Source organism: Collinsella sp. BIOML-A6, from assembly GCF_009875845.1.
In the GTDB taxonomy this organism is placed as follows: domain Bacteria; phylum Actinomycetota; class Coriobacteriia; order Coriobacteriales; family Coriobacteriaceae; genus Collinsella; species Collinsella aerofaciens_H.
This window is the reverse complement of record NZ_WWSL01000003.1, coordinates 104,432-131,010: the sequence shown is the minus strand read 5'-3', so window position 1 is coordinate 131,010 and position 26,579 is coordinate 104,432. Positions and strand designations below refer to the sequence as shown.

The window sequence follows — 26,579 nt, the reverse complement described above, 5'->3', positions numbered from 1 at the left end:
GCTCATATGACCCAATCCGCTGTCAAGAGCCACAATGGCCCCGCCGACCGCTTGCAATCGGTCGGCGGGGCCTGCCGTTAACCCGTCCCGGTCCGCCCCGGCATGTCATCGACGCCTTCGGCTCAGTCTCATATCCGCGGATACCGTTCTGTCGGCCCGCACTCCATTCCTTCGGCGGGGTTCCCCAAGTCTGTCGAGGCGCATGCGGAGGGCTCCGCGCGCACAGCGAAATAGGGGGTATCCCCGAAGGCCGCCCGGCTCGCCGGGACGGGGGCTATGTCTATTCCGCGCCCTCCCGGCACATCATGCCGAGGGCCCACAGCCACCTCACGAGCTCGGCCGCGGTGGCCGCGTTGGCCTTCGCCGCGGGCATGCCGCGGGCGAGCATCTCCTCGCGCCGCCGCAGGAGCCGCTCGGACCCCTTCCTCCCGTGCATCCTTATCTCGAGGGGCACGCCCGTGTCCCTTGGCATGAGCTTCGGCTGGTGCCGTGCCGCGGCGTAGCACCATGAGCCCTCAACGGCCAGCTTCCTCACGAGCGCGTTGCCCGCACCGCTGATGCCTCCGAGCCGCACGGAGTCGCCGCTCGACCTCTGACTCGGCGCGAGGCCGAAATAGGCCGTGACCTGCCTTCCGGAACGGAACCTCGTGAAGTCGCCGACCTCGGCCGAGAAGGCTGCGGCCAGCGCGAAGGCGCAGCCCTTGATCGACTGGAGGGCGGCCGCCTCCGCGGCGATCGGGCTGGCATCCACGGCTGCCCTGTACTCGGAGAGCAGGTCCGCCCGGGCCTCCGCCGCGGCCTCGACCTCGTTCCTCAGGGCGGCGAGCGTCCGAACCCCGCCATCGTCCTCAGGCCTGACCTTGTCGAGCCACCTCAGGAAGTCGTAGGTCCAGTACTTCCTCGGGTTGCCGGCGGGCGTGGTGCCGCCGTAGACGAACCCTCGCTTTGCGAGGAAGGCGAGCAGCCGCCGCTTGGCGGTCGCCAGGCGCGCGGTCGCCCCGTCGTAGGCGCCGGCGAGGTCCCTGATGCCTTCGACCTCGGGGGAGGGGACCCATACGGGGGAGATGTCGTGGGCGAGTATCGCCTTGGCCATCCTGGCGGCGTCGTTCCTGTCGTTCTTGGAGGCCGAGTCGGCGGCCGACCTGGGGATCTTCGAGACCGCGGCGACGGCGCACTCGACGCCGAGCCCGGNTCGCGCCGGACCCCCTGTAGACGTTCAGCTCTCCCATTACGTTTCGCTCCATATCCCGCTCCTCCCGGGTCGGATACCCGATCGGAGCATAGTTCCGTTAGCGCAGTTGGTGAAAGTACGTTAGCGGGGTCGGCGAAAGCGCATTAGCGCATTCGGCGAGATGCGTTTGCGAAAGTGGTCAATTTTAGATTAGCGCTAACACCTTGGCCATCCTGGCGGCGTCGTTCCTGTCGTTCTTGGAGGCCGAGTCGGCGGCCGACCTGGGGATCTTCGAGACCGCGGCGACGGCGCACTCGACGCCGAGCCCGGCGAGCTCCCTTTGCGGGGCGAAGCCGAGGTAGCCGCTCTCGTAGGCCGCGAGCGACGGCCCGGGGAACCCATCCATCCACCCGGCGATCTCGCCCCAGGGGTTGCCGGGGAACCTCCTCGTCACGGCCTCGCCGGTGTCCGCGTCGAGGGCGCAGACGGTGGTCGACCTCAGGTGGACGTCCATCCCGAACGCGGTAGAATACTTTGGCATGGGAGCCTCCCAACCTCGTTGCGGCGCGGCTGCGCCTATGGCACTTCAACATCATTGTCGCAGCCCCGACCCGCGGTCACGAGCGGGGGCTCCTGTCTTTTTAGTGCCCTCGGATTGGGTCATAGTGTCTGACGTGAACTAGTCATGTGAGGTTGTCGTCTGGTATGAATTTGGGACGGGGCTTATTTAACTACTTGCGTATGGCCACAACAGGGTGCTATAGTATTAGAGTTTTGTCTATCTTAGGGGTATTATCCCCTTTTTGAATTGCACCTTCTGGAGGCCCTGTTCATGGAAGAGATGGAAGTCAATCACGTCGACGACATCCACGAGAAGCTGACCGATATGGTGGGCGATCGCGTTAAGGTGAAGGCCAACATGGGCCGCACCCGCGTCGTCGAGCGCATGGGCACCATCAAGAGCGTCCATCCGGCAGTCTTTATCGTCGAGGTCGACGAGCGCCGTGGCCGCAAGTCGCGTCAGTCCTACCAGTATATTGATGTTCTCACCGGCCAGGTCGAGCTGTTCGACCCCGAGAGCGGCGAGCACATCTTTACCCCGCTCGGCAATCAGCTCGAGGAGCACTAGCGGTGACCGATTGGTCCCTGACCCTTTCCGCGCCGGCAAAGATCAACCTCTATCTGGGGGTTCATACCGCGCGCGACGACCGCGGCTACCATAAGGTCGATTCCCTGATGGCAGCCGTCGGTCTTGCCGATACCGTGACGGTAACGCCGGCACAGGCGCTGACCGTCCAGACGATTCCGGCATCCGACTTTCCTATGCAAAAGAATACGGCGTATCGTGCGGCCGCTGCTATGGCCGAGCATTATGGTCGCGAAGCCAACGTCTGCATCACGATCGAGAAGAGCATCCCGTTGTGTGCTGGCCTGGGCGGTCCTTCGACGGATGCCGCGGCGGTCATTGTCGCCTTGGCAGAGCGTTGGGGTATCGACCGTGCCGATCCCGCGCTGGACAACATCGCGCGCGGCATTGGCGCCGACGTTCCCTTCTTTCTGCATGCCAGCCCTGCATTTTACGTGGGTGGGGGAGACGTGCTGGCAACTGAGTACCCTGCGCTGCCCGCGACGCCCGTCGTACTGGTTAAGCCGCGCGAGGTGAGCGTTTCGACAATCGAAGCCTATCGACGTTTTGACGAGACCCCAGCGCCTGCGGACAGGCCCGGAGCGATCGCAGCTGCCCTTCGCTTGGGGGACGCAGGGGCGGCCTACACGCTCGTCCACAATAACCTGGGTGTCATTTCCGCACAGATGGAGCCGCGGATTCAAACGGTGCTCGACTGGCTTCGTTCTCAGGACGGTACTATTGCCGCAAACGTGTGCGGATCGGGTGCCTGTTCGTTTGCTCTCTGCGATACCGCTGCCACGGCCGAAAGGCTTGCCGACGCTGCCCTGCAAAACGGCTGGTGGTCCTGCGCGACGGAGTTCATTCCCAACACGGTTCGCATCGAAGTGCCAAAGAAGTAAAAAATTTCTCTGGCACACGACGGAGATCTTTGTTACTATAGTCGAGCTAACGGGTTGTGGCTCAGTTTGGTAGAGCACTGCGTTCGGGACGCAGGGGTCGCTGGTTCAAATCCAGTCAACCCGACCAGAGCATGAGGAGGGACCGCTTCTTGCGGTCCCTTTTTTTAGCTATTGTTGTGATACCGCGATACCCGCGGTATACTCATTCGAGCTTGTCTCGCTGTATTGTGGAGGTCTACATGTTTGGACTGAGGGCTCCTGAGCTCATCATTATTCTCGTCGTTGTCCTGATTATCTTTGGGCCCAAGAACCTGCCGAAGCTCGGTAAGTCCCTCGGCTCTACCGTCAAGAATATCCGCGAGGGTATGGAGGGCGATGATAAGGGCGAAACCAAGCAGGCCGAGGACGTTGTGGTCGAGGAGTCCAAGGAGGACAAGGAGATCGCAGAGCTCGAGGCCAAGCTCGCTGCCGCCAAGCAAAAGAAGGCAGAGGACAGCGACGCGGACGCAGAGTAGTCCCATCCCTTTGGGGTGAGCACCTGACCGGCTTGCCCGCAGGCTAGCCGGTCTTTTTCGTTTTGTTGACAGTTGATTGTTTGATCAGAGTTGGGGAGATATCCGTATGGACGCAAGCCAGATCGTACTGACCGCTGAGGGCCGCCAGAAGCTCGTCGAGGAACTCGCTTGGCGTGAGGGCGATTACGCCAAGGAGATCGTCGAGGACATCAAGGAAGCCCGCGCGTTCGGCGACCTTTCGGAGAACTCCGAGTATGACGCGGCTAAGGACAAGCAGGCCCAGAACGCCGCTCGTATCGCCGAGATCCAGGCCATCCTCGCCAACGCTCAGATCGCTGCCAGCACGGGCGACCTGACCGTCTCCATTGGCTCGACCGTCACCCTGGTTGACCCCAACGGTGAGCTCATGGACGTCACGCTTGTCGGTACCACTGAGACCAACTCGCTCGAGCACAAGATCTCCAACGAGTCTCCGGTCGGCCACGCCATCATCGGTCATGGCGAGGGCGACTCCGTCGAGGTCGTTACGCCTTCCGGCAAGACCCGCATCTACACCATCGCCAAGATTGCACGCTAGACCACGGTCCCGCGTAAAGGTATGTTTTCGCTCCCTGGGACCGAATCCTGGGGAGCGTTTTAGTTTGAGGAGCTATCTTATGGCAGAAAACCAGAACGCCGCCGATCAGGCATCGACGCTCAACGACGAGCGCGCCACCCGCCTGGCCAAGCGTGCCTCCCTGTTCGAGGCGGGCCAGAACCCGTATCCCGAGCACTCCGAGATTGAGGACTACGTCGTCGACATCGAGACTAAGTACGCCGAGCTCGCCGATGGCGAGGACACCGAGGACGTCGTGAAGATCGGCGGCCGTGTGGTCGCAAAGCGCGGTCAGGGCAAGATCATGTTCATCGTCGTGCGCGACGCGACTGCCGAGATTCAGCTGTTCTGCCGCATCAACGATATGGACGAGGCCGCCTGGAACACGCTCAAGGCACTCGACCTGGGCGACATCCTGGGCGTGACCGGCGTGGTTGTGCGCACCCAGCGTGGCCAGCTTTCCGTTGCCCCTAAGAGCGCGACGCTGCTGTCCAAGGCCGTTCGCCCATTGCCCGAGAAGTTCCACGGTCTCTCCGACAAGGAAACCCGCTATCGTCAGCGCTATGTCGACCTGATCGCCAACGATGACGTTCGCGAGACCTTCCGCAAGCGCTCGCAGATCCTCTCCACGTTCCGCCGCTTTATGGAGTCCGACGGCTACATGGAGGTCGAGACCCCTATCCTGCAGACCATCCAGGGCGGAGCTACTGCCAAGCCGTTCATCACGCACTTCAACGCGCTCGATCAGGAATGCTACCTGCGTATCGCCACCGAGCTGCACCTCAAGCGCTGCATCGTCGGCGGCTTTGAGCGCGTGTTCGAAATCGGTCGTATCTTCCGCAACGAGGGCATGGACCTTACCCACAATCCCGAGTTCACCACGATGGAGGCCTACCGCGCCTTCTCCGATCTCGAGGGTATGAAGGCGCTCGCCCAGGGTGTCATTAAGGCCGCTAACAAGGCTATCGGCAACCCCGAGGTTATCGAGTACCAGGGCCAGACCATCGATCTGTCCGGCGAGTGGGCCAGTCGTTCCATGACCGATATCGTTTCTGACGTGATTGGCAAGCCGGTCACCATCGACACGCCGGTTGAGGAGCTTGCTGCCGCCGCACGCGAGAAGGGCCTGGAAATCAAGCCTGAGTGGACTGCCGGCAAGATCATCGCCGAGATCTATGACGAGCTGGGCGAGGACACCATCGTCAACCCCACCTTCGTGTGCGATTACCCCATCGAGGTTAGCCCGCTTGCCAAGCGCTTTGAGGATGACCCGCGCCTGACCCATCGCTTTGAGCTGGTCATCGCCGGCCACGAGTACGCGAACGCGTTCTCTGAGCTCAACGACCCGGTCGACCAGGCCGAGCGCTTCGCTGCCCAGATGGCCGAGAAGGCCGGTGGCGATGATGAGGCCATGGAGTACGACGAGGATTACGTGCGCGCCCTCGAATACGGTATGCCTCCCGCGGGCGGCATCGGTATCGGTATCGACCGTGTGGTCATGCTGCTCACCAACCAGGCTTCCATCCGCGATGTGCTGCTGTTCCCGCACATGAAGCCCGAGAAGGGTTTCCAGTCCGGTGCCGCTGCTGCCAAGGCTGCCGAGGCCGGCAATGCCGCGAGCCCCTTCGTCAAGCCGCTCAAGCCCACGGTTGATTATTCCAAGATTGCCGTCGAGCCGCTGTTTGAGGAGTTCGTCGACTTTGATACCTTCTCCAAGAGCGACTTCCGCGCCGTGAAGGTCAAGGCGTGCGAGGCCGTCAAGAAGTCCAAGAAGCTGCTGAACTTTACGCTCGATGACGGCACCGGCACCGACCGCACCATCCTCTCCGGTATTCACGGTTATTACGAGCCCGAGGACTTGGTCGGCAAGACCTTGCTTGCCATCACCAATCTGCCCCCGCGCAAGATGATGGGTATTCCCAGCTGCGGAATGCTGATCAGCGCTATCCACGAGGAGGAGGGCGAGGAGCGCCTCAACCTGATTCAGCTCGACGCTTCCATCCCCGCCGGCGCAAAGATGTACTAGGGGGTTACGGCGTTTTACCAAACGCCGTAACCGCTCGACGCTGCGCGGGCCGCACCTGGACAATCTGACGTTCAACTTCAAGGGCGCGACCTAGGTGGTTACGCGGGTTTACCAACCCGCGTAACCAGTTGACGCTGCGCGACGTCCAGGGTGACAATTTGTCATTCAAAAGGCAAGGCATGACCAGAAGGTCTATGCCTTGCCTTTTTCATGCCAACTTGTTCACCCTGGACGTCGCTCGCTGGCGTTGCCAAAACATCGGCGTTGCCGGAGTAGTCATTGGGGACGTTCTTGTTTGACTGGTCGTTTAAGAACGTCCCCAATGACTACCCAACGGTTATTGAGCACATGGCTCGCATGACAGCTGTCTCTTTTATGTTTCCTTTAGCCGCTGCCGCCTAGGATGGGGGTTAGTCGGCAGGAAGGGAGCGTCTATATGGACGACGCGAGCGAGCGCGCAATCGAAGAGGACATGCTCGATCAGTTCAACTACTTTGATGATGAGGACGAGGAATTGATCGATCGTCGCGAGCCGGCGGCACTCGATGCTTTCGACCTTGTTGATGAAGAGCCCGATGAGGACGAGGTCGAATCGACGGAACCCCCACAGCCTTCGCGCCATGATTCGTTGCTCTCAAGAGTCCCCATGCACCACGGTGTCCGTGCCGGCGCCCTCCATATGAAAACCGACTGGCGCCAGATCGTGACCGCGGGCGATGAGCTTGCCGTCGATGCACCACTTACCGACAAATCATCCATCATCTGCCGCACCGGCATGCTTATGCTGGCAAGCGGAACAGGTGCCTGGCGCGTGCGCGATACCATGAATCGTGTTGCTGCCGTACTCGGCGTCACGATTCACGTCGACCTGAGTCTCCTATCGTTTGAATGCACCTGCATCGAAGATGGCCACTGCTTTAACGAGGTCGTCAGCCTACCCACAACGGGAGTCAATACTCATCGCATTTGGATGATGGAGAGCTTCTTAAAGGAAATCGAGATTTACGGTCGCCGGTTTACCGTGCACGAGTACCACGAGATGCTCAAGACCGTTGAGAGCTCAAAGCCCGATTACGCTCCCTGGCAGCAGGGCCTTGCGGCGGCCTGTGCTTGCGGCGCCTTCGTCTTTTTGCTCGGCGGCGGCCCTATCGAGATGGCTTGTGCATTCGCGGGCGCTGGTGTCGGCAACTTTGCTCGTTCCCATATTCTCAAGCAGGGCCTTGGTCAGTTTAGCGCGCTGACGATCGGCGTTGCGCTCGCTTGCGTTTCGTATCTGCTGGCATTGCTCGGCCTTGGCCAGGTCATACCGGGGGCAATGTCGCACCAAGAAGGCTATATTGGCGCGATGCTCTTTGTCATCCCCGGCTTTCCGCTCATCACGGCAGGTCTCGACATCGCCAAGCTTGACATGCGAAGCGGTATCGAGCGCCTTTCATATGCCGTATCGATTATTGTGATGGCGACCCTCGTAGGTTGGATGGTTGCCGAGTGTGTGGGGCTGGCGCCGGACGACTTTGCGCCGCTCGGCCTTTCGCCGCTTGCTCTTACGCTCCTGCGCGTGGCGATGAGCTTCGTTGGCGTATTCGGCTTCTCGGTGATGTTCAACAGCCCGGTAAAGATGGCAGCGGCGGCAGGGCTCATCGGCGCCGTGTCCAATACCCTGCGCCTTACGCTCGTCGATGCGCCGACGCTGTTTCCCTTCCTGGGCCTGAGTGCGGGCATGCCTCCCGAGGCAGCAGCGTTTATCGGCGCGCTGGTATCGGGGCTGCTCGCGAGCTTAGCCGAAATCAAGCTCACCTACCCACGTATCGCCCTCACGGTGCCATCGATTGTCATTATGGTGCCGGGCCTGTATCTGTATCGCTCGATGTATTACATGTGCACCTTCGACACGGTCAATATGCTCGGCTGGTTTGTGCGTGCAGTGCTCATCGTGGCGTTTTTGCCCGTTGGCCTTGGCGTGGCGAGAACCCTTACCGACCCTCGCTGGCGCCACACCAGCTAATTGGCGAAAAGGGGACAGGTTACTTTGCACCAAATGAGTTGCGGTGAAATAGGGACTGAATTGCTGCTTAAAGGGTCAAAACAGTCCGTATTCCACCGCAACTTATGGGGTCGGGGGATTATTGGTGCCCTGCATCTTCATAAACTCAACGCTTACGAAGCGCGGGGTTTTCGTGCTAGGCTGGTTCCACCACATAAGTAGTCGCAGACGCACGTACCACGGGCGGGCGAGATGAAGTCCCAACAGCTCCATCTTGCCCGCCCGTTTTTGTTGCGTGGTGCCGCGGCGCAACACAGAAAGGACCATGCCCTTCATGCCTATCAACAAGCGAGAGAGCCTGCTGTTCACCTTTATCATGTGCTTTTGCATGGTGCTCTGGATGAGCATCTACAACGTTGCCCTGCAGCATGGGGCCATCAACGGCGAGGTCATTGCCGCTGCATGGCTCGGCTTCCCCGTTGCCTACGTCTTTGCCATGTGCTGCGACTGGTTTATCGCCAGCTCGCTGGCCAAAGGCTTCGCCTTTAAGTACTTGGTCACGCCGGGCCAGAGCTCGCCGCTCGCCATGACGCTCGCCGTTAGCTCTTGCATGGTCGTTCCCATGGTCATCATCATGTCGTTCTACGGTGCGTGCGAGGGCCTATTCCACATGCCCGGCAGCCCGCTCGCCAACCTGCAGGCACTGCCGATGATGTGGCTCATCAACATCCCGCGCAACTTTATCATGGCCCTGCCCTGGAACCTGCTGGTGGCTGGTCCGGTTGCTCGCTTTGTCTTCCGTCGCGCCTTCCCCATGGGAACCGTCTTTGAAGAGCAGCATATGGAGCTCGTGCGCATGCCTGGCGCTCCCGTTGCCGATGCCGTCAATGACGTTGCCGAGGACATGGGTGTCGAGCCTGCCTGCTAGGCAACAGCCTCTAACCTAGAGCGCCCGCCGCACCCGGCGATTCCTTTTTTTGTAGACGTTGTCGCACGGCTACGGGCGGGAAAGGTCCCAACGGTTAACATATACTCCATATGGGTAAAGAGACCAAAGCGCTGCCGCGGGGCGGCGCTTTGCGTTTGAAAAAACTAGCTCGTCTAAGAGGAACTAGCATGTTAGACCGTTTTACCGATCGTGCGCGTAAGGTCATGTCCATGGCCAAGCAAGAGGCGCTCGATCTTCATTCAAATAAGGTGGGCACCGAGCACCTGCTGCTCGCGCTTGCCAAGGAGGACGAGGGCATTGCCGCCGAGGCACTGCGTTCGCTCGACATCTCCTACGATGACATCATGGACACGCTCAAAGAGGTCCAGACCACGGTTCCCGAGCCCAGTGAGGAGACCGAGGCCGCTAAGCTCGCCTTTACGCCGCTCGTCATCAGCGTGATGGAGCGTTCCTTCCGCGTGGCACGCGAGAACAACCAGACCTATGTGTCGACCGAGCATCTGCTGATCGGCATCGTCGAAGAGGGCAACGGCATGGCCATGGATATCCTCATGCGCCTGGGTGTGTCGTCTGCCTCCATCAAAAAGGCTATCGAGAAACTCACCGCCAAGGATCAGGACAAGAAGCGCCCGCTCGCCAGCGCCGGTGCTGGTCGTCCCGGCGCGGGCCTGCCGTTCTTTAGCGGCTCGGATGTCTCGCAGCAAAAGGGGAGTGGCACCGATACGCTTAAGCAGTTCGCAATCAACCTCACGCAGAAGGCGCGCGATGGCGAGCTCGACCCTGTAATTGGTCGCGAAAAGGAAGTCCAGCGTATGATGGAAATTCTTTCGCGCCGCACCAAGAACAACCCTCTCATTCTCGGCGACCCCGGCGTGGGCAAGACGGCCATCGTCGAGGGCTTGGCTCAGCAGATTGCAGCCGGCAACGTGCCCGAGAACCTCATGAACCAGAATATCTGGACGCTCGACCTGCCGGGTCTCGTGGCGGGTGCCAAGTATCGCGGCGAGTTTGAGGAGCGCCTCAAGAACGTGATCCAGGAGGCAACCGAAGCCGACGACGTCATCCTGTTTATCGACGAGATGCACACCATCATCGGTGCCGGTTCTTCCGAGGGTTCTATCGATGCGAGCTCCATGCTCAAGCCGGTGCTCGCGCGCGGTGCCTTCCAGATTATCGGCGCCACCACGGCCGAGGAATTCCGCAAGTACCTCACCAAGGACCCGGCCTTCGAGCGTCGCTTCCAGACCATCGATGTCGAGGAGCCGAGCGTCGAGGACACGGTCAAGATCCTGACCGCGCTCAAGCCGCGCTACGAGGAACACCATCATGTGCGCTATACGCAGGGTGCTATCGAGGCCGCCGCGAACCTTTCCAACCGCTACATCCAGGATCGCTTCCTGCCCGATAAGGCCATCGACCTCATCGACGAGGCCGGTGCCCGCGCTCGTATCGCCGCGAATCGCGCGCCCGAGCCGGTGCGTGAGGCCGAGCATCGCATTGAGAAGCTCAAGGCCGCCGCGCAGGAGGCCACCGAGAGCGACGACATGAACAAGGCCGCCGAGATCACCGAGCAGCAGAAGGCTGCCGAGATTGAGCTCGCCGAGGCCAAGGCCGCCTGGACGGCCGAGCTCGACGCCAGCCCGCTCGCCATCGACGTGAGCCAGATCGCCGACATCGTGTCCGTGACTTCGGGCGTGCCGGTGTCCTCGCTTACCGAGAGCGAGAGCCGTCGCCTGCTGCAAACCGAAAGCGTGCTCAAGATGCGCATCATCGGTCAGGATGAGGCTGTCGAGGCAGTTGCCAAGGCCGTGCGCCGCAGCCGCTCGCCGCTCAAGGATCCGCGTCGCCCAGGCGGCAGCTTTATCTTCCTGGGTCCCACTGGCACGGGCAAGACCGAGCTCGCCAAGACGCTCGCCGAGTACCTCTTTGGCAGCAAGGATGCGCTCATCAGCTTCGACATGTCCGAGTTCGGTAGCGAGTTCGAGGTCTCCAAGCTCATCGGTAGCCCTCCGGGTTACGTCGGTCACGATGAGGGCGGCCAGCTCACCAAGGCCGTTCGTCGCCACCCGTACTCGGTCGTGCTGTTCGACGAGATCGAGAAGGCGCACCCCGACATCTTCAACATCCTGCTGCAGGTGCTGGAGGAGGGCCGTCTGACCGATAGCCAGGGCAAGACGGTTGACTTCCGCAACACCGTGATCATCATGACATCCAACGTGGGCGCCCGCGAGATTGCACAGGATGCAAGCGTTGGCTTTGGCACCACCGGCGAGCAGGGCCTCACCTCGAGTGAGATCCGTGGTCGCGCGATGGGCGAGCTCAAGCGCCTGTTCCGCCCCGAGCTGCTCAACCGCATCGACGACATCGTGGTGTTCCAGAAGCTCTCGGGTGAGAACCTGACCAAGATCGCGCACCTGCTGGTGGACGACCTGCGTCAACGTTTGATTGCCAACGGCATGAACATCAAGCTTACCGATGCGGCCTATGACAAGATCGTGGCGGAGGGCACCGACCTCACCAACGGTGCGCGTCCGCTGCGCCGCGCCATCCAAAAGCTCATCGAGGACCCGCTGTCTGAGGAGCTTTTGGCCGGCGAGTGGGGCTGTGGCGATACCGTCCTGTGCGACGTGGCCGATGGCAAGTTTGTCTTTAGCCATGGCACGGGCGAGATCCCGGCACCGCGTCCGGCGGGCACGCTCGGTGGCGATACCGCTCCGGCGGCACCGCACACCGGAAACGCCGCGCCTGTGAGCAGCGGCGTGACCTCGGGCCCCGGCGGTATGATGCAAACCGGCTCCGGCGCGCTGTAGGGATTGAGCATAACCTTGCAAGATGGGGGCGTTTCCGATGAGGAAGCGCCCCTATTTCCATTGAAATGCGCTCATATCTTCCGTGCTATACTAAATTCAAAGATACGTATAGCAAAGGAGCCGAAATGTCTACCTCGATGCTCGATACGCGGCCGGTTCAGATGAACGTGCGCATAGATCGCCAGCTCAAAGAAGCGGGAGATGCGGTGCTGGCCCATATCGGTATGACGCCGTCGCAGGCTGTTCGGGCGCTTTGGGAATATCTGGTCATCAACGAACGCATGCCTTCAAAGGAGGGGAGCGCAGAGATTCCCTCCGACGAGGCGAACCAGCGATTCGTGGAATCAAGAGCAGCACAGGGTAGCCATATCATTCGCGATTCGTGCCTCAAATACGGCATCCCCATCCCTGAGTTCTCGGGTGACTACGACGACCTCTATGAGGAGGCCATGGCCGATCGCTATCCCGAGTGGGTGGAGCTATGAGTGCGGGCGGAATCCTCAAGCTGTTAATCGATACCAATGTATGGATGGATTATTTTTCTGGTAGGTCTGACCGTACGGCAAACGTCGTCCATCTGATTGAGATTGCCGACGCCTCGGAGCTGATTGCCCTGTTTGCCTCGTCGCTTTCGGTCAAAGATGTCTCGTATCTTGTCTCGGCGGCAATCAAGAGAGAGTGCCTAAGGAAGAATGGCTCGCTGAGCGATAGCGCCATTGCGGCGGCGGACGAAACGGCCTGGGCATGCGTTCGGCAGATGCGCGAGCTCGCCCTTATCGCGCCGGTGGGAGCAGACGAGGTGTTCGACTCCTTTATGTTCAGACATCATCACAATGACTTTGAGGATGACCTGATGCTGGGCGTTGCCAATCGCATCGACGTCGATTACGTCGTGACGGAGGACAAAAACCTCATTAAACATACCAATGGTGTATGCATTAACGTTGAAAAGGCGTTGAGGTTGGTTGGAGAGGTCAACAACTCATCCGCCCTGTCCATCTAGCCTGCTCCATCTTGATAAAGTGACGTTCCTCGCCGTTAGCCGATGATGCGAGGGCGCTCGGCGTTTTCGACTGGTTTATGCACGTAAAGTCTGGGAATATACAAGTCGCAAGCCTTACTGTCAAACCAGTTGCGCCAAGGAGGCACCATGGACTACAAGATCACTGGCTACGAGCCCGCCCAGCTGTTCCATTTCTTTGAGGAGATCAGCGCGATCCCCCGTGGGTCTGGCAACGAGAAGGGCATCAGCGATTTCCTGGTCGCGTTTGCCAAGGAGCGCGGCCTCGACGTGTATCAGGACGAGGTCTACAACGTCATCATTCGCAAGCCCGCATCTGCCGGCGCCGAGAATGCCCCGACCGTGATGCTGCAGGGCCACATCGACATGGTGTGCGACAAGTTGGGCTCCGTTGAGCACGACTTCATGACCGATGGTATCGACCTGGTCGTCAAGGACGGCGTCCTTACCGCTAACGGCACCACCCTGGGCGCCGACAACGGCATTGCTGTCGCTCTGATGCTTACCGTGCTCAACGACGATTCGATTGCTCATCCGGCCCTCGAGTGCGTGTTCACCACCGACGAGGAGACTGGCCTGGTCGGCGCCGAGACGCTCGACAAGTCCCAGATTAGCGCCCGCACCATGATTAACCTTGACTCCGAGGAAGAGGGCGTGGCCACCGTCAGCTGCGCCGGCGGCGTCGTCGTTACCTACACCTGCCCGATCGTGCGCGAGCACAAGACCGGCAGTACCCTTACGCTCGAGATCTCTGGCCTGCTGGGTGGTCACTCCGGCGCCGACATCAACCTGGAGCGCGGCAACGGCAACCTCATCATGGCCCGCATCATCGATCGCCTGATGGTTGCCGGCGAGCCCGCCATCGTCAGCTTTAACGGCGGCACTAAGGACAATGCCATCAACCGTGAGTGCAAGGCTGTTCTGATCTACGCCGACCACGCTGCCGCCGAGGCCGCGGCCCAGATCGCCCGTGGCATCATCGCCGACGTCACCGCCGAGCTCGAGGTCTTTGACCCCGGCTTTGCCTGTACCGTCGAGATCGCCGACGACGCCGAGGTCGAGGCCATGGACGAGAAGCCCGCGCTTGCCCTCATCCGCGCCCTGCGTCTTGCCCCTAACGGCGTGATTCGCCGCAACGTCGCCACTGACGGCTCCGTCGAGGTTTCCTCCAACATCGGCGTGGTTGCCACTTCTGACGACCAGGTCAAGATCATGCTGTCCCCGCGCTCCTCGATCACCTCGCTGCAGAACGAGTTCAAGGACCGTCTGCAGACGCTGGCCGATGTCCTGGGCTTCGACGCTAAGTTCGAGTTCGAGTATCCCGGCTGGAGCTATGCCGAGCATTCGCCGGTCCGCGACGTCTTTGTCGAGAGCTATCGCGAGCTCTTTGGCTCCGAGCTGCGTATCGAGTCCATCCACGCCGGCCTTGAGTGTGGTCTGTTTGCCGAGGCCCTGCACGGCCTGGACGCCATCGCCGTGGGCCCGACGCTTTCCGATGTCCACACCCCGGACGAGAGCATGGAACTTGCTTCTGCCGAGCGCTTCTACGAGCTGCTTATCGACGTCCTCAAGCGCCTCGCTGCGTAAAGGTCGCACGAGCAGCAGTCCGAGCCACGTGCTAGCGGATTGCAAATGACATTACAAGAGGGGGCATCCGAGCTTTTGCGACGGGCGCCTCCTCTCTTCTTTGAAGCAATAGGAAAATGATTGGCGTCTAGCCCATATCCGCCCTGATGAGGTCGAGGGTGCGCTGGCAATTTTCGCGGACGGGTCCGAGCATATGCTCGCGCAGGTTCGCCATGCCGGGCAGGTCGGCGTATTCGTCCATGACCTCTTCCATGCAAATGGGCACCTCGTAGGCGAGGTCCATCATGGTCGCAAAGCAAAACTTTTCGGATAGCCCGGCATCGGTGAGCGCCGCCTCCAGCGCGGGGTCGCCCATACCGTGGTATCGGCGGATAGCGCCTGGACCGATGCGCCCCACGCGATTTTCGCCGCCAACGCTCATGGCAAGGCGCGCCCGGCGGCGCATGTGCTCATACGCCAAACCCGACGCGACATCGTACATGGGTGCGAGCACCGCGTTTGTGCCTTTGCCTAGGATGAGCGAGTAGTTTTTAGCGTGTGCGTCAGGCGCTCCGATAATGGCGTTATAGAACAACATATAGGTAAAAAGCACAAGATTCATGTGGTGTGGGACTGTGTTAATCAGTCGTTCTTGGATGTCTCGTGTAGTTGGTCCTCCGTCGGCGGTGTATTTCTGGTTTGGCAATACACCGAGCGCCTGGCAAAAGTCCTCCTGATGCAGCCTTTCGATATTTCCGCTGCTATTGACCATTCTGTCGTACCGTTCAACGACGAGCGCGGCTTCGTCTTCAAATGTACAATAGGAGACGTTGGCAGTTGGAATGCCAACACGCCGAGCCGTTTTCATACAGACGAATTCGTTTAAGGCCTGATGTTTGAACCCAACGACACCATTTTTGAAGATATGGGTAGTGGGGGATGACCCTAGACATTCACACCATTGGCCATCATGCCAAGCTAGTGCAAATTTGCCTTGGTTGCCGCCCAGGGACCAGCTTTCGTTGGAGCCCATCCATGTCTCTCTTTCGTCATCGCGAATTGCTTTGAGCTTGTGAGCGATTTGAGAATTGGTAAGCGGGCGGTATGCCGAGACCCTGCCGCGGGCGGCATCTAATTGATCGGTTCGACAAAACTGAACAGCCCCCGCGCAGTCAAGACCGATATGGCACAAGAGGGCGACGGGGTTGTTGGATGCAACGTCATGCTCGGCGGCAATAGCGCGACGCTGCTCCTGACTGTCGGGTAAAAGGCCAAATAGGAACGGGTGGACGATGTTATGGCCATACGTGCGATTGGAAAGTGGCATTGTTAGCGATAGCGGTGCTTCGCGATAGGTTGGGGTGTATACAAAGCTGCAGAGTCCATGCTCGTCTTGCCGGAGAGTGCCGGCTATTTCGCCACAAATGAGAGTCGCAAGCTCCATCTCTGCCATTTATTTCACAACCTTACAGCCAAAGGAAAGGTCTGAAGTACCGGAAAGGCCTTGCTCGGCTGCGATTTGGGCCAGCAAGGCACCATAGGAAGATGGCGTTCCTTGTCGAGCAGGCCGTCTGCCTACGCTTGGCTTTGGCAGGGCATTCGAGTTCGCGATAGGGAGGTTCGCCATCGTCTTCGGATGTTCGGAGGGCGATGTGATGGAGTCGTTATCGCTTTGTGCAAAGAGACCCATGCCGAGTGCGTTAAAGACCGCCAGCAGCTTGTCGAGCCGAATACCCGTGGCGTCTCCTAGCTCGAGCGATGCGAGCAGGCGCTCCGAAACACCGGCTTTTTTGGCGAGGACCGCGCGGGTGATCCCCTGTGTCTCGCGTGCCTGGCGCACGTAGATGCCGGCTTGGCGCGGTGTGGTGATGGGAAGGGTATCCACAGCGATCTCCTAACATGCAGACTTTTGCATATCAGTATGACATGCAAAAGTCTGCACGAAAAGGCCTCATGCAAAACTCTGCATGAGGCCTTGCGCTGGCGTTGAGTTATTTGGGATCGAGTAAAACACTCGGCCCCGTTTTCTTTAAGCCCCAAACGCTCGAATGGGAACAACGTATACGCCGTCAGGGCGTTTATATGCGATTTCTCCCATTCCCGTGAGGACGGCAAGACACGCGGGGGGCTTCGTTCGTCCCATTTTGTCGCGGAGCAATTTATCCCTCATGCGCAGCAGGCTGCGGGCGCCTTGCTCGACTTTAGCCTCGCTGAGCTTGATCTCGAATGCTCCCCATGTTCCATCCGCAAGCTCAACAACGGCATCGATTTCTAGGTCTGAATCGTCGCGGTAGTAGCGGACGGGGTGAGATCCTGCGGCATCGAGTGACGAGGCGTATACCTGTAAATCTCGCATGCAGAGGTTTTCAAATGCAAGACCGAGCGTCTGGTAGTCTTCGAGTAGGCTTTGGTTGTTAAGGCCCAGTGCTGCAACGGCTAAAGAGGGGTCTGCGAAGTAGCGTTTGGGCTTTGTCCTCATGCGATTGGGGGAGCGCGATGCCGGAACCCATCCGGGCAGCTCGTCAATCAAATAGAGCTGCACGAGGTATTCAAGATGCTGTGAGACTTCTCGCTTTTGGGCGTCCGTTGGCGCCTTGTTACTATCCAGGGCAAATACATCACGGGCGAGCGTGACGTTTGTACAGGACTGTCCAAGATTTCGTGCAAGAGACTCTGCCACGCGTGAGCTTATGAGCTCGCGCCCGCCAAGGTCGGGAACGCTCTTATTATGCACAGCATCGAGATAGCCCATGAGTACGGGCCGAATTGTGTCAGAAGTTAGTGCAAGCGCGTCGGGCCACCCGCCGCGACAAATGAGCTCGGTAAGAGAATCGATTCCCGACGCACAGGGGCATGGGGCAAACTCGCCTTTAAACAGGGCGGCTAGGCTTACCTTACCTGTTGAATCACCGCTCTCTTGAAGACTCATGGGATGCATGCTCAGCCGACCGATTCGTCCGGCTCCGCTGTGGTTCACCTTGTCTTTTGCCGGCGTGGAAGAGCCTGTTAAGATCCACTGGCCCTTTTCCGTGGTGTCATCGACAGCATGGCGTACGCAGTCCCAAACCTGGGGGACGCGCTGCCACTCATCAATAACGTGAGGGGTCGCGCCAACGAGTGCATACTGTGGGTCGGACTCGATGAGCAATTGGTTCGAACCGCGATCGACGTATATGGCACTATTTGCATGGGCAAGCGCGGACCAAGTCTTTCCACACCATTTTGTGCCTGAGATCTCAACGGCGCCGAACAGATTGAGATATTGATCAATTTTCCGGTCGATGAGCCGTGGGATATACGTGTCTTTCGTCATCGTTGCCATGCTGTTTACCTCGCATTTCCCTAAATACGAATAAAATCATACCCGAAAAACGAATAATACAGTCACATAAAAACGAATGAATCTTTACCCTGAAAACGAATGGCCTTGGACATTACAGCACCAAAATCCCCAGGTGCTCCAGCAGAATCTTGAGGCCGATGAGGACGAGCACGACGCCACCCACGATGGTGGCGGGTTTTTCGTAGCGCGCGCCAAAGGTGTGGCCGATCGCTACGCCGGCAACGGAGAAGACAAAGGTCGTGATGCCAATGAGTGACACGGCGGGAACGATATCGACCGAGAGCGCCGCAAACGAGATACCCACGGCTAGGGCGTCGATTGAGGTGGCGATGGCGAGGATCAGGTACTCGCCCAGGTCGATTTTTTCGGCATCCTTGTCGTCGCCTTCGTCTTCATCTTCGTCTTCGGTAAAGGCTTCCCACAGCATTTTGCCGCCGATAAAGGCCAAAAGGATAAAGGCGACCCAATGGTCGATGGGTCCGATGATGCCCATGAATTGACTGCCGAGCGCCCATCCGATTACGGGCATGCCGGCCTGAAAGCCGCCAAAGAACAGGCCGAGCACCACGGCGACTTTAAGGTTAATCTTTTTCATGCCGAGACCCTTGCAGATGGAAACGGCAAAGGCGTCCATCGAAAGGCCAACGGCGAGCAACACGAGCTCTGCGAGTCCCATAGTCTGGCTCCCTCTCTGCGGGCGGGCCCGCGTGTACCTCTTGGGGGAGTAACAAAAAAGACCCGTGGCGTACGCGTTGCGCGCACAGCCACGAGTCTCGTTCATTAAGGCAAGCCAGGCCACATCGGCCAGTATGTTGACTTGCCGCGCCATCGGAGGCGAACCCGATCACGCGACTACTCCCTCATTTATGCGAATCCCGATGCTAGCACATAAGCAGCTCATTTGGGTTGGGGCTCTCAGCTGTGTTCGCTCATTCTGTAAGCATCGGATTTCGCAAGCGCCGCGGGGGCAAACCGTGAGAAACTATTTAGCGTTTATGGAGCGTATACGATGGGAGCGATGCCTTGGATAAGAACGAGCTGCAAAAGCGTATGGAACAGGCCATCCGCCTGACGGCACCTGGTCAGCCGATCCGCACCGCCCTCGACATGATCATCGCCGGTCACCTGGGCGCCCTTATCTGCGTTGGCGACACCGAAAACGTGCTCGCTGCCGGTAATGACGGCTTCCCGCTCAACATTTCGTTTACCTCGAACCGTCTGTTCGAGCTTTCCAAGATGGACGGTGCCATCGTCATCGACGGCGACCTCACCCAGATCCTGCGCGCCAACTTCCACCTCAATCCCGATCCCTCGCTCGCCACGAGCGAGACGGGCATGCGTCACCGCACCGCCGCTCGCATGTCGGTGCTCACCGATGCCATCGTGATCTCGGTCTCGGCCCGTCGTGCCGTCGTTAACGTGTACGTTCACGGCAAGAGCTACGAGATCCAGCCCGTCACCACCATCATGAGCTCGGTCAACCAGCTCGTCGCCACGCTCCAGACTACCCGTCAGTCGCTCGATCGCTCCCTGCTGCGTCTGACGGCCCTCGAGCTCGACGACTACGTTACGCTCGCCGACATTACCGGTATTTTCTCGAGCTTCGAGATCATGCAGCAGGCAAAGACTGAGCTTAAGGATTGCATTGTCAAGCTGGGCAACCAGGGCAAGCTCGTGCAGATGCAGCTCGAGCAGCTCGCGGGCTCCAGCATGGATACCGAGTATGACCTGATGATTCGCGACTACGCGAGCGATTCCTCCGAGGCTAATGCCGAGAAGATTCGCGCCGAGCTCGCTCGCATGACGCCTAAGGACCTGTCCGACCCACAGCATGTGGCGGCGGTTCTGGGTTACGACGACCTGGACGAGGACTCCGTCATGACGCCGCTGGGCCTGCGTACGCTTTCGCGCGTGTCCGTCGTGCGCGACGGCGTGGCCGAGAAAATCGTCGACGAGTACGGCTCGTTGCAGGAGCTCATGGACGACATCAGCGAGGATCCGGAGCGCCTGGGCGACTTTGGCGTCAACAATCCTGCCATTCTTGCGGACTCGCTGTACCGCATGAAGGGCACCAAACAGGGGAACGCATAATGGCGCCCGTATGCGCCGTGGTCGTTGCCGGCGGCAGCGGTCAGCGCTTTGGAAATCCTGGCGGCAAGCAGCTCGTTAACGTGGCGGGCCGTCCGCTCATGAGCTGGTCCATCCGCGCGTTCGATCGTAGCGACAAGGTCGGCCACATTGTGGTGGTGTGTCCTGCCGAGCGCCGTGCCGAGATGCGCCGCCTGGCCATCGACCCGTTTGACTATGACACGCCCATCAGTTTTGCCGATGCCGGCGATACCCGTCAGGATTCCACCCGTGCCGGCGTGCATGCGGTTCCAGCGGGTTTCGAATATGTCGCCATCCACGACGGCGCCCGTCCGCTCATTACAACCGAGGCCATCGATCATGCGATCGACGTGCTTGTGGGCGACCGCTCGCTCGACGGCGTCGTGTGCGGTCAGCCCGCGATCGACACGCTCAAGATCGTCGACGGCGATAACATCGTCGAGACGCCGCCGCGCGAGCTCTATTGGGCCGCACAGACACCGCAGATCTTTAGCGTCGACGCTATGAAGCGCGCTCACGCCGCTGCTATCGCCGAGGGCTTTATCGGTACCGACGATTCATCGCTGGTAGAGCGCATGGGCGGGCGCGTCCGCTGCGTCCAGAGCCCGCGCGATAACCTTAAGGTGACGGTGCCCGAGGACCTGCGTCCCGTAACCGCGATTTTGCTTGGCCGCATGGCCGAGGGAGAGGACCTTCCCCATGTTCAGTAACCTGCGCATTGGCCACGGCTACGACGTCCACCGTTTGGTGGAGGGGCGTCGATGCATCATCGGCGGGGTCGACATTCCCTACGAGCGCGGCCTGCTGGGCCACTCGGATGCCGATGTGCTCGCGCACGCCTTGGCCGACGCCATTCTGGGCGCCTGCCGCGGGGGAGACATCGGCAAGCTATTCCCCGACACCGATCCCGCCTATGAGGGCGCCGACTCGATGGTGCTGCTCGCTCGCGTGATGGACTATGCGCGCGAGCTGGGCTTTGAGTTTGTCGATGCCGATTGCACCATTGCCTGCCAGCAGCCTAAGATCACCCCACACCGCGATGCCATGCGCGCCAACCTGGCCCGTGCCCTGGGCGTTGACGTCGAAAACGTGGGTGTCGCCGCCACCACGACCGAAAAGCTCGGTTGGGAAGGCCAGGGCGAGGGGATCGGCGCCTGGGCCGTCTGCCTGCTACAGAAAACCGTTAAGGAGTAACGAATGCGTATCTACAACAGCGCTACCCATAAAAAGGAAGAGTTCCAGCCTATCGAGTCCGGCAAGGTCCGCATGTACGTGTGCGGCCCCACGGTCTACGACAACATCCACATCGGCAATGCCCGCACGTTCATCAGCTTTGACGTGATTCGTCGCTGGCTCATCGCGAGCGGCTACGAGGTCACGTTCGCCCAGAACCTTACCGATGTCGATGACAAGATCATCAAGCGCGCCAACGAGCAGGGCCGAACGGCCGCCGAGGTCGCGACGGAGTTCTCGGACAAGTTCATCGGCGTCATGCGTGCCGCCAACGTGCTCGATCCCGATGTGCGCCCCCGCGCCACCAAGGAGATCGGTCCCATGATCGCCATGATCAAGACGCTTATCGAGCAGGGCCACGCTTACGCAGCCGATAACGGCGATGTGTACTTTGCCGTGCGCAGCGATTCCAACTACGGTCAGGTCTCGGGCCGTAACATCGACGACCTTATGGTGGGTGCGCGCATCGAGGAAAACGAAGACAAGAACGACCCGCTCGACTTTGCCCTGTGGAAGGCCGCCAAGCCCGGCGAGCCCAGCTGGCCGAGCCCCTGGGGCGAGGGCCGTCCCGGTTGGCACACCGAGTGCGCCGCCATGGTGCATCGCTACCTGGGCACTCCGATCGACATCCACGGCGGCGGCTCCGACCTTGCCTTCCCGCATCACGAGAACGAGTGCGCCCAGGCCACCTGCGCCTGGCACCAGGGCTTCTCCAACACCTGGATGCACACGGGCATGCTGCTGGTAGACGGCGAGAAGATGTCCAAGTCGCTCGGCAACTTCTTTACGCTGGCCGAGGTCCTCGAGCAGCACTCCGCTGCCGCCCTGCGCCTGCTGATGCTGCAGACGAGCTATCGCTCGCCGCTCGACTTTTCTTGGGAGCGTCTGGAGGGTGCCGAGAACTCGCTCACGCGTATCGCCGGTACGGTCGAGAACCTGCGCTGGGCCGCGAACCATGCGACGATCGATGCCGATGAGGCAGCATCCGAGGCGTTTGCCGCCAAGGCCGCTGAGACTCGTGCCGCCTTTAAGGAGTGCATGGATGACGACTTTAACACCGCTGGTGCCATGGGTGCCGTCTTTGGCTTTGTGACCGAGTGTAACCAGTACCTGGAGCAGGCGGGCGACGCTGCCGACAAGGCCGCCGCGCTTGCCGCCGCCGACACGCTGGCCGAGCTGCTCGATACGTTTGGCGTTGAGCTTCCCGAGCCCAAGGTCGAGCTGCCGCTGGGCCTGCTGGGCGTTGCCGCCGGTCTGGTTGCCTACACGGGCGACGACGTGGACGAGGCTGCTGCCAAGATTCTCGAGGCCCGCGCCGAGGCCCGCGCCGCCAAGAACTGGGATCTGGCCGACGCCATCCGCGACCAGCTTAAGGACCTCGGGCTGACGATCGAGGATACTGCCGCGGGCACTCGTATTAAGACTCTCTAGAGGCCGCACGTTTGAGTAGGGACGCTTCGGGACCGGTCCGAAAATAATGCCGAAGGTGTTATTTTCGGACCGGTCCCAGGGCGTCCCGTCCGTTTTCCGTTTAAATATCTCGAGGTTTTCCATATGGCTGACAACCGCAAACGAGGGGGGTCTCGTCCTTACAACCCCGGTAAGGCTGGCGGTCGCCGCGACCAGCGCACCGGCCGTCCGCAGCGTGATGGTCGCGACCAGCAACGCGATCGCGCCCAGGCTGCACGTCCGCAGCGAGATCGCAACCGCGACAACGTTCAGGTCCCCAAGGGCGAGTTTATCGAAGGTCGTCGTGCTGCCGCCGAGGCGCTGCGTACTGGTTTTCCCATCAAGTGCGCGCTCATCGCCGAGGGCGGGGAGCGCGATGCCGCCTTGTCGCGCCTGGTCGACGACCTCAACGCCGCGGGTGTCCGCATGAAGTATGTGCCGCGCGCGCAGCTCGATGTGCTGTCGAGCCATGGCGCTCACCAGGGTATTGCGCTTGAGGTTGGTAACTTCCCCTATGCCGATATTGCCGATATTCTCGACCGCACGGGTGACGGACCGGCGCTCGTCGTCGTGCTCGACCATGTGACCGACGATGGCAACTTTGGTGCGATCGTGCGCTCCGCCGAGGTCGTGGGCGCGGCGGGCGTCATTATTGCCAATAAGCGTGCCGCCGGCGTAACCGTTGGCAGCTACAAGACTTCTGCTGGCGCTGTCATGCATCTGCCCATCGCACAGGTTCCCAACATTGCCCGAGCACTCGACGACCTCAAGGCCGCTGGCTTTTGGGTGGGCGGTGCTTCCGAGCACGCCGAGGGCAGCTGCTGGGATGCTCCCTTCGAGGGGCGCGTGGCGCTCGTCATGGGCTCCGAGGGCGACGGCATCTCGCGCCTGGTGCTCGAGAAATGCGACTTTTTGACCAAGCTTCCCCAGCGCGGCATGACCGAGAGTCTCAACGTGGCCCAGGCGACCACCGCGCTGTGCTTTGAGTGGCTGCGCCGCAATGCCGGCGAGCTCATGGGGGAGGAGTAGCGCATGTCCAAGAAGAACCGTGCCAAGTCCAAGGCCAAGCGCTTTGGCGAGGGCTCGGCCAAGCCGATTGTTTCGGCCGCGACCTATGGCGTGGGCGGCAATGCGTTTGCGCAGGCCATCGCCGATCCGGTCTCGACAGTGCGCTCCAATAAACTCGAGCTGCTGGTGGTCGACGGCTACAACGTGATCCACTGCACGCCGCGCTATGAAAAGCTCGTCTACGACCATTCCGACGATCCGTATTCCAGCGACATCCACGATATGGCGCGCACCGCGCTCATCAACGATGTTGCCGCGTTTGCCCAGGGCCGCTACGAGGCCGTAATCGTGTTCGACGGTGCGGGCAATATCTCCAGCGAGCGCCCCAACCTGCCGGCCCGTGGCGTGCGCATCGAGTTTTCGCCGACGGGCGTATCGGCCGATACCGTGGTGCAGAAGCTTTGCATCGAGGCGCGCGAGGAAGGCCGCGCATGCTCCGTGGTGTCGAGCGACGGCACGATCCAAGCCGTCGTCATGGGCAAGGGCGTCACGCGCATCTCGAGCCGCATGTTGGTGGACGAACTCAAGCAGATTGACAACGACGTGCACGAGGCAGAGGAAGCTTCGCAGATCAAGATGACTCTGGGCAGTCGCCTGAGCCCCGATGCCCTGGCCAAGCTTAAGGCCCTGCGCGGGAGGTAGGGGAGTTGGCGGGGCGATGCTGTCTCGCTAACTCCATTCAGCGATGTCGATCATTCTTTCGAGGCGCCATGTTAGCGCCTCTTTTAGATAAGGCAGTCTCGCTGTAAGAGCGTCGTTTTTGGATAGGATTTCGATTGCCTCGTCAACGAAACCCTCGAGCTTGTTGTCGTCAAACCAGCTCATATCCTCAACAAGCAGCATTTGTTTTGCGGGGCTTGAATGAAACTGCGCGCTGGTAAAACTGTGCTCTCCTGCTTTAAGCTCCTCTAGAGAAATGTTGCACCAGAGCGATGAGCCCGAATCGAAGATGGGGGCTGGTCTGCAGGCCAGTGAGTTGACGTTTCGCGCGAGGCCGAAGTTGCGCCAATGACGATCGTAGTTGGCAATGATGTCATCGCATACGATCATGCGGTCAAGGGCGTCTTTTATGCCTGTCGCTCCAAGCTCCTCGCAGTTTGCTGCATACCGTTCGTAATCGGTTAGTCGCTCGTCCGCATTTGCATGCTGGTTTACATAGAACGCAGGAACATATTCTTCTTCATCAGTTAAGAAGACATTGCATGTGCTCAAGGCGGAAGTACCCGCGCCTTCGAGCGAATAGGGTACATAATCGCAAACGCTTAGGATGCGACGGTGAAGTGCAGTCGCCACCAGCTCGTTATAAGGTTCCTGGTTTAGATGCGCACCTGCCTTGTGGAGGATTCGACGGTCACCCTCGCATGTCCAGTACTTTTGAAGATTGCCGTCCGAGGTGTTGTCGGGCTTTGCGGCAGCTGCCTTACCCTCCGGGGCGAAGGGTGCAATGGTTAGCGAGACGTCATCAAAAGCATTATTGAAGAAATTGATATCTTCCCACGCGAGACCGGAATCTTGGGGCCTAATCCAATACTGGTCGGATAAGGAGATGCCAAGATTTCGTTGCACGAGTTCATCGGGAACATCGACTGCGGCTTCTGCAAGCAGGGAGGCTAGCCCAATGCGCGCGAGCGGGATACCGCGGCCGCGCCACCAGATGCGGAAGGAGTCGAGCGATACAGGTTTGCTGGGAGCAAAAACTCCAATAGGGGCGTGGGCACGATCGACGTCGGCGCCGATGTGGGTGAAGTCTTTCCGTGATCTGCTGTAGATCAGCTGGGCCACTTCGTGCGTGCGGTTCATGAGGGTAAATGCGATCTCGCTCTTACCGTGGCCGCGGCGGGGACGTCCCCCCGTTTTGGTCGCGGAACGGAGTCGCGTGTCGACGCTGCCTTTGTCGATGAGCCATACACCAGAAGCCTTGCGGGCCTCAAGTGCTCCGTTTTTTATGAGCTCCTGCACCCTGCGCGGAGTGATGCCGAGCAGCTCGGCTGCTTCTTTTGTAGTCAACATCGCGAAACCCTTCGCCAAAACGAATAGTTTTATATAGCCAATTGTAATTAAAACTATTCGTTCTGGCGAATGGTTTTAAGATTGAGAGCGCACTGACAGAAATGAACGGGCCTGGTACGCGCTGTTGCTGGATTTTGCATATTTGTATAACGCCGTGCGGCCTGTTGCGCCCCGTCCGTAATTCCTTTATTCTTAACAGGCTTCGCGCGAAAGCGCCAAGTGTGCCAGTGTGGCGCAACGGTAGCGCAACTGATTTGTAATCAGTGGGTTGCAGGTTCGATTCCTGTCACTGGCTCCATGAGAGTTTCGGGCTCTGTTCCCTATTGTGGGACAGGGTCCGTTTCATTTTAGGTGGTGTGCCATCGGGTCAGCGCCCATTCCGTTTTCGGTTTGTCTCGATCTGTAACACCAAGATGGGTAATCCGCTTCTAACTGTTACAGATCGAGATGAAACTTAGGGTGTTTTAGGAATATCTTGATCTGTAACATGTAGAAGCGGAATAGGCCTCTTGCTGTTACAGATCGAGACAAGGGCGGGTGCGGACCTGGATGTCCTGCTCGAGCGTGGATTTCTGGACACGCGAGCGAAGAAAATCTCCCGACCGGAGAACGAGCGTGGATAATTAACTTGGATAGGGAGCTAAGGTAAACACCGATTGTCTATCGACGGCTTTAGAAACAACGACCCCGATTTCATTGTGG

The 26,579-nt window shown here is 59.8% G+C and carries 23 protein-coding genes, 2 tRNA genes and 1 pseudogene; 19 read left to right on the top strand and 7 right to left on the bottom strand.

The window, feature by feature from the left end; translation table 11 throughout:
- Positions 1–280 precede the first annotated feature (280 nt).
- Positions 281–1,162 (bottom strand): annotated as a pseudogene (locus GT495_RS01985) (IS110 family transposase); the annotation flags it as partial.
- A gap of 214 nt (positions 1,163–1,376) precedes the next feature.
- Positions 1,377–1,712 (bottom strand): transposase, encoded by a 336-nt coding sequence (locus GT495_RS01980; RefSeq protein ID WP_161161257.1) that lies wholly within the window; start codon positions 1,710–1,712, stop codon positions 1,377–1,379.
- Between the two features lie 291 nt (positions 1,713–2,003).
- On the opposite strand from GT495_RS01980, the gene GT495_RS01975 reads away from it, so the two are divergent.
- The 12 genes from GT495_RS01975 (at position 2,004) to GT495_RS01920 (ending at position 14,686) form a co-directional block, all read left to right on the top strand.
- Positions 2,004–2,300, top strand: coding sequence for a Veg family protein (locus tag GT495_RS01975; RefSeq protein WP_006234957.1), 297 nt, complete (start codon positions 2,004–2,006; stop codon positions 2,298–2,300).
- 2 nt (positions 2,301–2,302) lie between these two features.
- Complete coding sequence (gene ispE, locus GT495_RS01970; protein WP_161161256.1) at positions 2,303–3,199, top strand: 4-(cytidine 5'-diphospho)-2-C-methyl-D-erythritol kinase; 897 nt, start codon at positions 2,303–2,305, stop codon at positions 3,197–3,199.
- Between the two features lie 50 nt (positions 3,200–3,249).
- Positions 3,250–3,326: transfer RNA gene (locus tag GT495_RS01965), tRNA-Pro, on the top strand.
- Positions 3,327–3,438: 112 nt separating this feature from the next.
- Positions 3,439–3,714, top strand: coding sequence for a twin-arginine translocase TatA/TatE family subunit (gene tatA / locus GT495_RS01960; RefSeq protein WP_152073393.1), 276 nt, complete (start codon positions 3,439–3,441; stop codon positions 3,712–3,714).
- 106 nt (positions 3,715–3,820) lie between these two features.
- Positions 3,821–4,291 (top strand): transcription elongation factor GreA, encoded by a 471-nt coding sequence (gene greA, locus GT495_RS01955; protein ID WP_152073394.1) that lies wholly within the window; start codon positions 3,821–3,823, stop codon positions 4,289–4,291.
- Positions 4,292–4,370: 79 nt separating this feature from the next.
- Complete coding sequence (gene lysS, locus GT495_RS01950) at positions 4,371–6,335, top strand: lysine--tRNA ligase (RefSeq protein ID WP_161161255.1); 1,965 nt, start codon at positions 4,371–4,373, stop codon at positions 6,333–6,335.
- Positions 6,336–6,771: 436 nt separating this feature from the next.
- Complete coding sequence (locus GT495_RS01945) at positions 6,772–8,340, top strand: threonine/serine exporter ThrE family protein (RefSeq protein ID WP_240128068.1); 1,569 nt, start codon at positions 6,772–6,774, stop codon at positions 8,338–8,340.
- Between the two features lie 313 nt (positions 8,341–8,653).
- Positions 8,654–9,247: a DUF2798 domain-containing protein gene (locus GT495_RS01940; RefSeq protein ID WP_161161252.1), complete on the top strand. Its 594-nt coding sequence runs from the start codon at positions 8,654–8,656 to the stop codon at positions 9,245–9,247.
- 188 nt (positions 9,248–9,435) lie between these two features.
- Positions 9,436–12,078 carry an ATP-dependent Clp protease ATP-binding subunit gene (locus GT495_RS01935; RefSeq protein WP_161161251.1) on the top strand — a complete coding sequence of 881 codons (2,643 nt, stop codon included), beginning with the start codon at positions 9,436–9,438 and terminating at the stop codon, positions 12,076–12,078.
- A 125-nt stretch (positions 12,079–12,203) separates the two neighbouring features.
- On the top strand, positions 12,204–12,563 hold the full coding sequence (locus tag GT495_RS01930) for a type II toxin-antitoxin system RelB/DinJ family antitoxin (protein WP_204986874.1): 360 nt from the start codon (positions 12,204–12,206) through the stop codon (positions 12,561–12,563).
- Positions 12,560–13,081: a PIN domain-containing protein gene (locus GT495_RS01925; protein WP_161161250.1), complete on the top strand. Its 522-nt coding sequence runs from the start codon at positions 12,560–12,562 to the stop codon at positions 13,079–13,081. The genes GT495_RS01930 and GT495_RS01925 overlap by 4 nt, the downstream gene beginning before the upstream one ends.
- A 147-nt stretch (positions 13,082–13,228) precedes the next feature.
- Positions 13,229–14,686: an aminoacyl-histidine dipeptidase gene (locus GT495_RS01920; protein ID WP_161161249.1), complete on the top strand. Its 1,458-nt coding sequence runs from the start codon at positions 13,229–13,231 to the stop codon at positions 14,684–14,686.
- Positions 14,687–14,813: 127 nt separating this feature from the next.
- Here GT495_RS01920 and GT495_RS01915 read toward each other — a convergent pair whose 3' ends face one another.
- The 4 genes from GT495_RS01915 to GT495_RS01900 form a co-directional block, all read right to left on the bottom strand.
- Complete coding sequence (locus tag GT495_RS01915) at positions 14,814–16,118, bottom strand: type II toxin-antitoxin system HipA family toxin (protein WP_161161248.1); 1,305 nt, start codon at positions 16,116–16,118, stop codon at positions 14,814–14,816.
- A complete protein-coding gene (locus GT495_RS01910) occupies positions 16,119–16,550 on the bottom strand; it encodes a helix-turn-helix domain-containing protein (protein WP_161161247.1) in 432 nt (143 codons plus the stop codon). It abuts the gene before it with no gap.
- Positions 16,551–16,694: 144 nt separating this feature from the next.
- Positions 16,695–17,987, bottom strand: a complete 1,293-nt coding sequence (locus GT495_RS01905; RefSeq protein WP_161161246.1) for an ATP-binding protein — start codon at positions 17,985–17,987, stop codon at positions 16,695–16,697.
- Between the two features lie 112 nt (positions 17,988–18,099).
- Positions 18,100–18,684 carry a manganese efflux pump MntP family protein gene (locus GT495_RS01900; protein WP_161161245.1) on the bottom strand — a complete coding sequence of 195 codons (585 nt, stop codon included), beginning with the start codon at positions 18,682–18,684 and terminating at the stop codon, positions 18,100–18,102.
- A 374-nt stretch (positions 18,685–19,058) separates the two neighbouring features.
- On the opposite strand from GT495_RS01900, the gene disA reads away from it, so the two are divergent.
- From disA to GT495_RS01870, 6 genes are all read left to right on the top strand, one after another.
- Entirely contained in the window at positions 19,059–20,099 is a 1,041-nt protein-coding gene (disA, locus tag GT495_RS01895; protein ID WP_006234973.1) for a DNA integrity scanning diadenylate cyclase DisA, read from the top strand.
- Entirely contained in the window at positions 20,099–20,827 is a 729-nt protein-coding gene (gene ispD / locus GT495_RS01890; RefSeq protein ID WP_022093924.1) for a 2-C-methyl-D-erythritol 4-phosphate cytidylyltransferase, read from the top strand. Before disA ends, ispD begins: the two co-directional genes overlap by 1 nt.
- The gene (gene ispF, locus GT495_RS01885) at positions 20,817–21,311 is read left to right on the top strand and encodes a 2-C-methyl-D-erythritol 2,4-cyclodiphosphate synthase (RefSeq protein ID WP_161161244.1); all 495 of its coding nucleotides are present in this window, start codon (positions 20,817–20,819) and stop codon (positions 21,309–21,311) included. Before ispD ends, ispF begins: the two co-directional genes overlap by 11 nt.
- Positions 21,312–21,314: 3 nt before the next feature.
- Positions 21,315–22,781 (top strand): cysteine--tRNA ligase, encoded by a 1,467-nt coding sequence (cysS, locus tag GT495_RS01880; protein ID WP_161161243.1) that lies wholly within the window; start codon positions 21,315–21,317, stop codon positions 22,779–22,781.
- 123 nt (positions 22,782–22,904) lie between these two features.
- On the top strand, positions 22,905–23,828 hold the full coding sequence (gene rlmB, locus GT495_RS01875) for a 23S rRNA (guanosine(2251)-2'-O)-methyltransferase RlmB (protein ID WP_161161242.1): 924 nt from the start codon (positions 22,905–22,907) through the stop codon (positions 23,826–23,828).
- 3 nt (positions 23,829–23,831) lie between these two features.
- Positions 23,832–24,509 carry an NYN domain-containing protein gene (locus GT495_RS01870; RefSeq protein WP_161161241.1) on the top strand — a complete coding sequence of 226 codons (678 nt, stop codon included), beginning with the start codon at positions 23,832–23,834 and terminating at the stop codon, positions 24,507–24,509.
- A gap of 27 nt (positions 24,510–24,536) precedes the next feature.
- On the opposite strand, the gene GT495_RS01865 is transcribed toward GT495_RS01870, so the two are convergent.
- Complete coding sequence (locus GT495_RS01865; RefSeq protein ID WP_161161240.1) at positions 24,537–25,877, bottom strand: DNA-binding protein; 1,341 nt, start codon at positions 25,875–25,877, stop codon at positions 24,537–24,539.
- A 223-nt stretch (positions 25,878–26,100) separates the two neighbouring features.
- On the opposite strand from GT495_RS01865, the gene GT495_RS01860 reads away from it, so the two are divergent.
- A tRNA-Thr gene (locus GT495_RS01860) sits at positions 26,101–26,175 on the top strand.
- Positions 26,176–26,579: the final 404 nt, after the last annotated feature.

What these genes read in the sequence shown, in the direction of transcription:
- GT495_RS01980 (WP_161161257.1), bottom strand. Translation starts at nt 1,712, where the DNA reads ATGCCAAAGTATTCTACCGCGTTCGGGATGGACGTCCACCTGAGGTCG.
- GT495_RS01905 (WP_161161246.1), bottom strand. Translation starts at nt 17,987, where the DNA reads ATGGCAACGATGACGAAAGACACGTATATCCCACGGCTCATCGACCGG.
- ispF (WP_161161244.1), top strand. Translation starts at nt 20,817, where the DNA reads ATGTTCAGTAACCTGCGCATTGGCCACGGCTACGACGTCCACCGTTTG.
- GT495_RS01865 (WP_161161240.1), bottom strand. Translation starts at nt 25,877, where the DNA reads ATGTTGACTACAAAAGAAGCAGCCGAGCTGCTCGGCATCACTCCGCGC.
- greA (WP_152073394.1), top strand. Translation starts at nt 3,821, where the DNA reads ATGGACGCAAGCCAGATCGTACTGACCGCTGAGGGCCGCCAGAAGCTC.
- GT495_RS01940 (WP_161161252.1), top strand. Translation starts at nt 8,654, where the DNA reads ATGCCTATCAACAAGCGAGAGAGCCTGCTGTTCACCTTTATCATGTGC.
- GT495_RS01925 (WP_161161250.1), top strand. Translation starts at nt 12,560, where the DNA reads ATGAGTGCGGGCGGAATCCTCAAGCTGTTAATCGATACCAATGTATGG.
- cysS (WP_161161243.1), top strand. Translation starts at nt 21,315, where the DNA reads ATGCGTATCTACAACAGCGCTACCCATAAAAAGGAAGAGTTCCAGCCT.
- disA (WP_006234973.1), top strand. Translation starts at nt 19,059, where the DNA reads ATGGAACAGGCCATCCGCCTGACGGCACCTGGTCAGCCGATCCGCACC.
- GT495_RS01935 (WP_161161251.1), top strand. Translation starts at nt 9,436, where the DNA reads ATGTTAGACCGTTTTACCGATCGTGCGCGTAAGGTCATGTCCATGGCC.
- tatA (WP_152073393.1), top strand. Translation starts at nt 3,439, where the DNA reads ATGTTTGGACTGAGGGCTCCTGAGCTCATCATTATTCTCGTCGTTGTC.
- GT495_RS01900 (WP_161161245.1), bottom strand. Translation starts at nt 18,684, where the DNA reads ATGGGACTCGCAGAGCTCGTGTTGCTCGCCGTTGGCCTTTCGATGGAC.
- GT495_RS01945 (WP_240128068.1), top strand. Translation starts at nt 6,772, where the DNA reads ATGGACGACGCGAGCGAGCGCGCAATCGAAGAGGACATGCTCGATCAG.
- GT495_RS01975 (WP_006234957.1), top strand. Translation starts at nt 2,004, where the DNA reads ATGGAAGAGATGGAAGTCAATCACGTCGACGACATCCACGAGAAGCTG.
- ispD (WP_022093924.1), top strand. Translation starts at nt 20,099, where the DNA reads ATGGCGCCCGTATGCGCCGTGGTCGTTGCCGGCGGCAGCGGTCAGCGC.
- GT495_RS01920 (WP_161161249.1), top strand. Translation starts at nt 13,229, where the DNA reads ATGGACTACAAGATCACTGGCTACGAGCCCGCCCAGCTGTTCCATTTC.
- GT495_RS01915 (WP_161161248.1), bottom strand. Translation starts at nt 16,118, where the DNA reads ATGGCAGAGATGGAGCTTGCGACTCTCATTTGTGGCGAAATAGCCGGC.
- GT495_RS01870 (WP_161161241.1), top strand. Translation starts at nt 23,832, where the DNA reads ATGTCCAAGAAGAACCGTGCCAAGTCCAAGGCCAAGCGCTTTGGCGAG.
- rlmB (WP_161161242.1), top strand. Translation starts at nt 22,905, where the DNA reads ATGGCTGACAACCGCAAACGAGGGGGGTCTCGTCCTTACAACCCCGGT.
- lysS (WP_161161255.1), top strand. Translation starts at nt 4,371, where the DNA reads ATGGCAGAAAACCAGAACGCCGCCGATCAGGCATCGACGCTCAACGAC.
- GT495_RS01930 (WP_204986874.1), top strand. Translation starts at nt 12,204, where the DNA reads ATGTCTACCTCGATGCTCGATACGCGGCCGGTTCAGATGAACGTGCGC.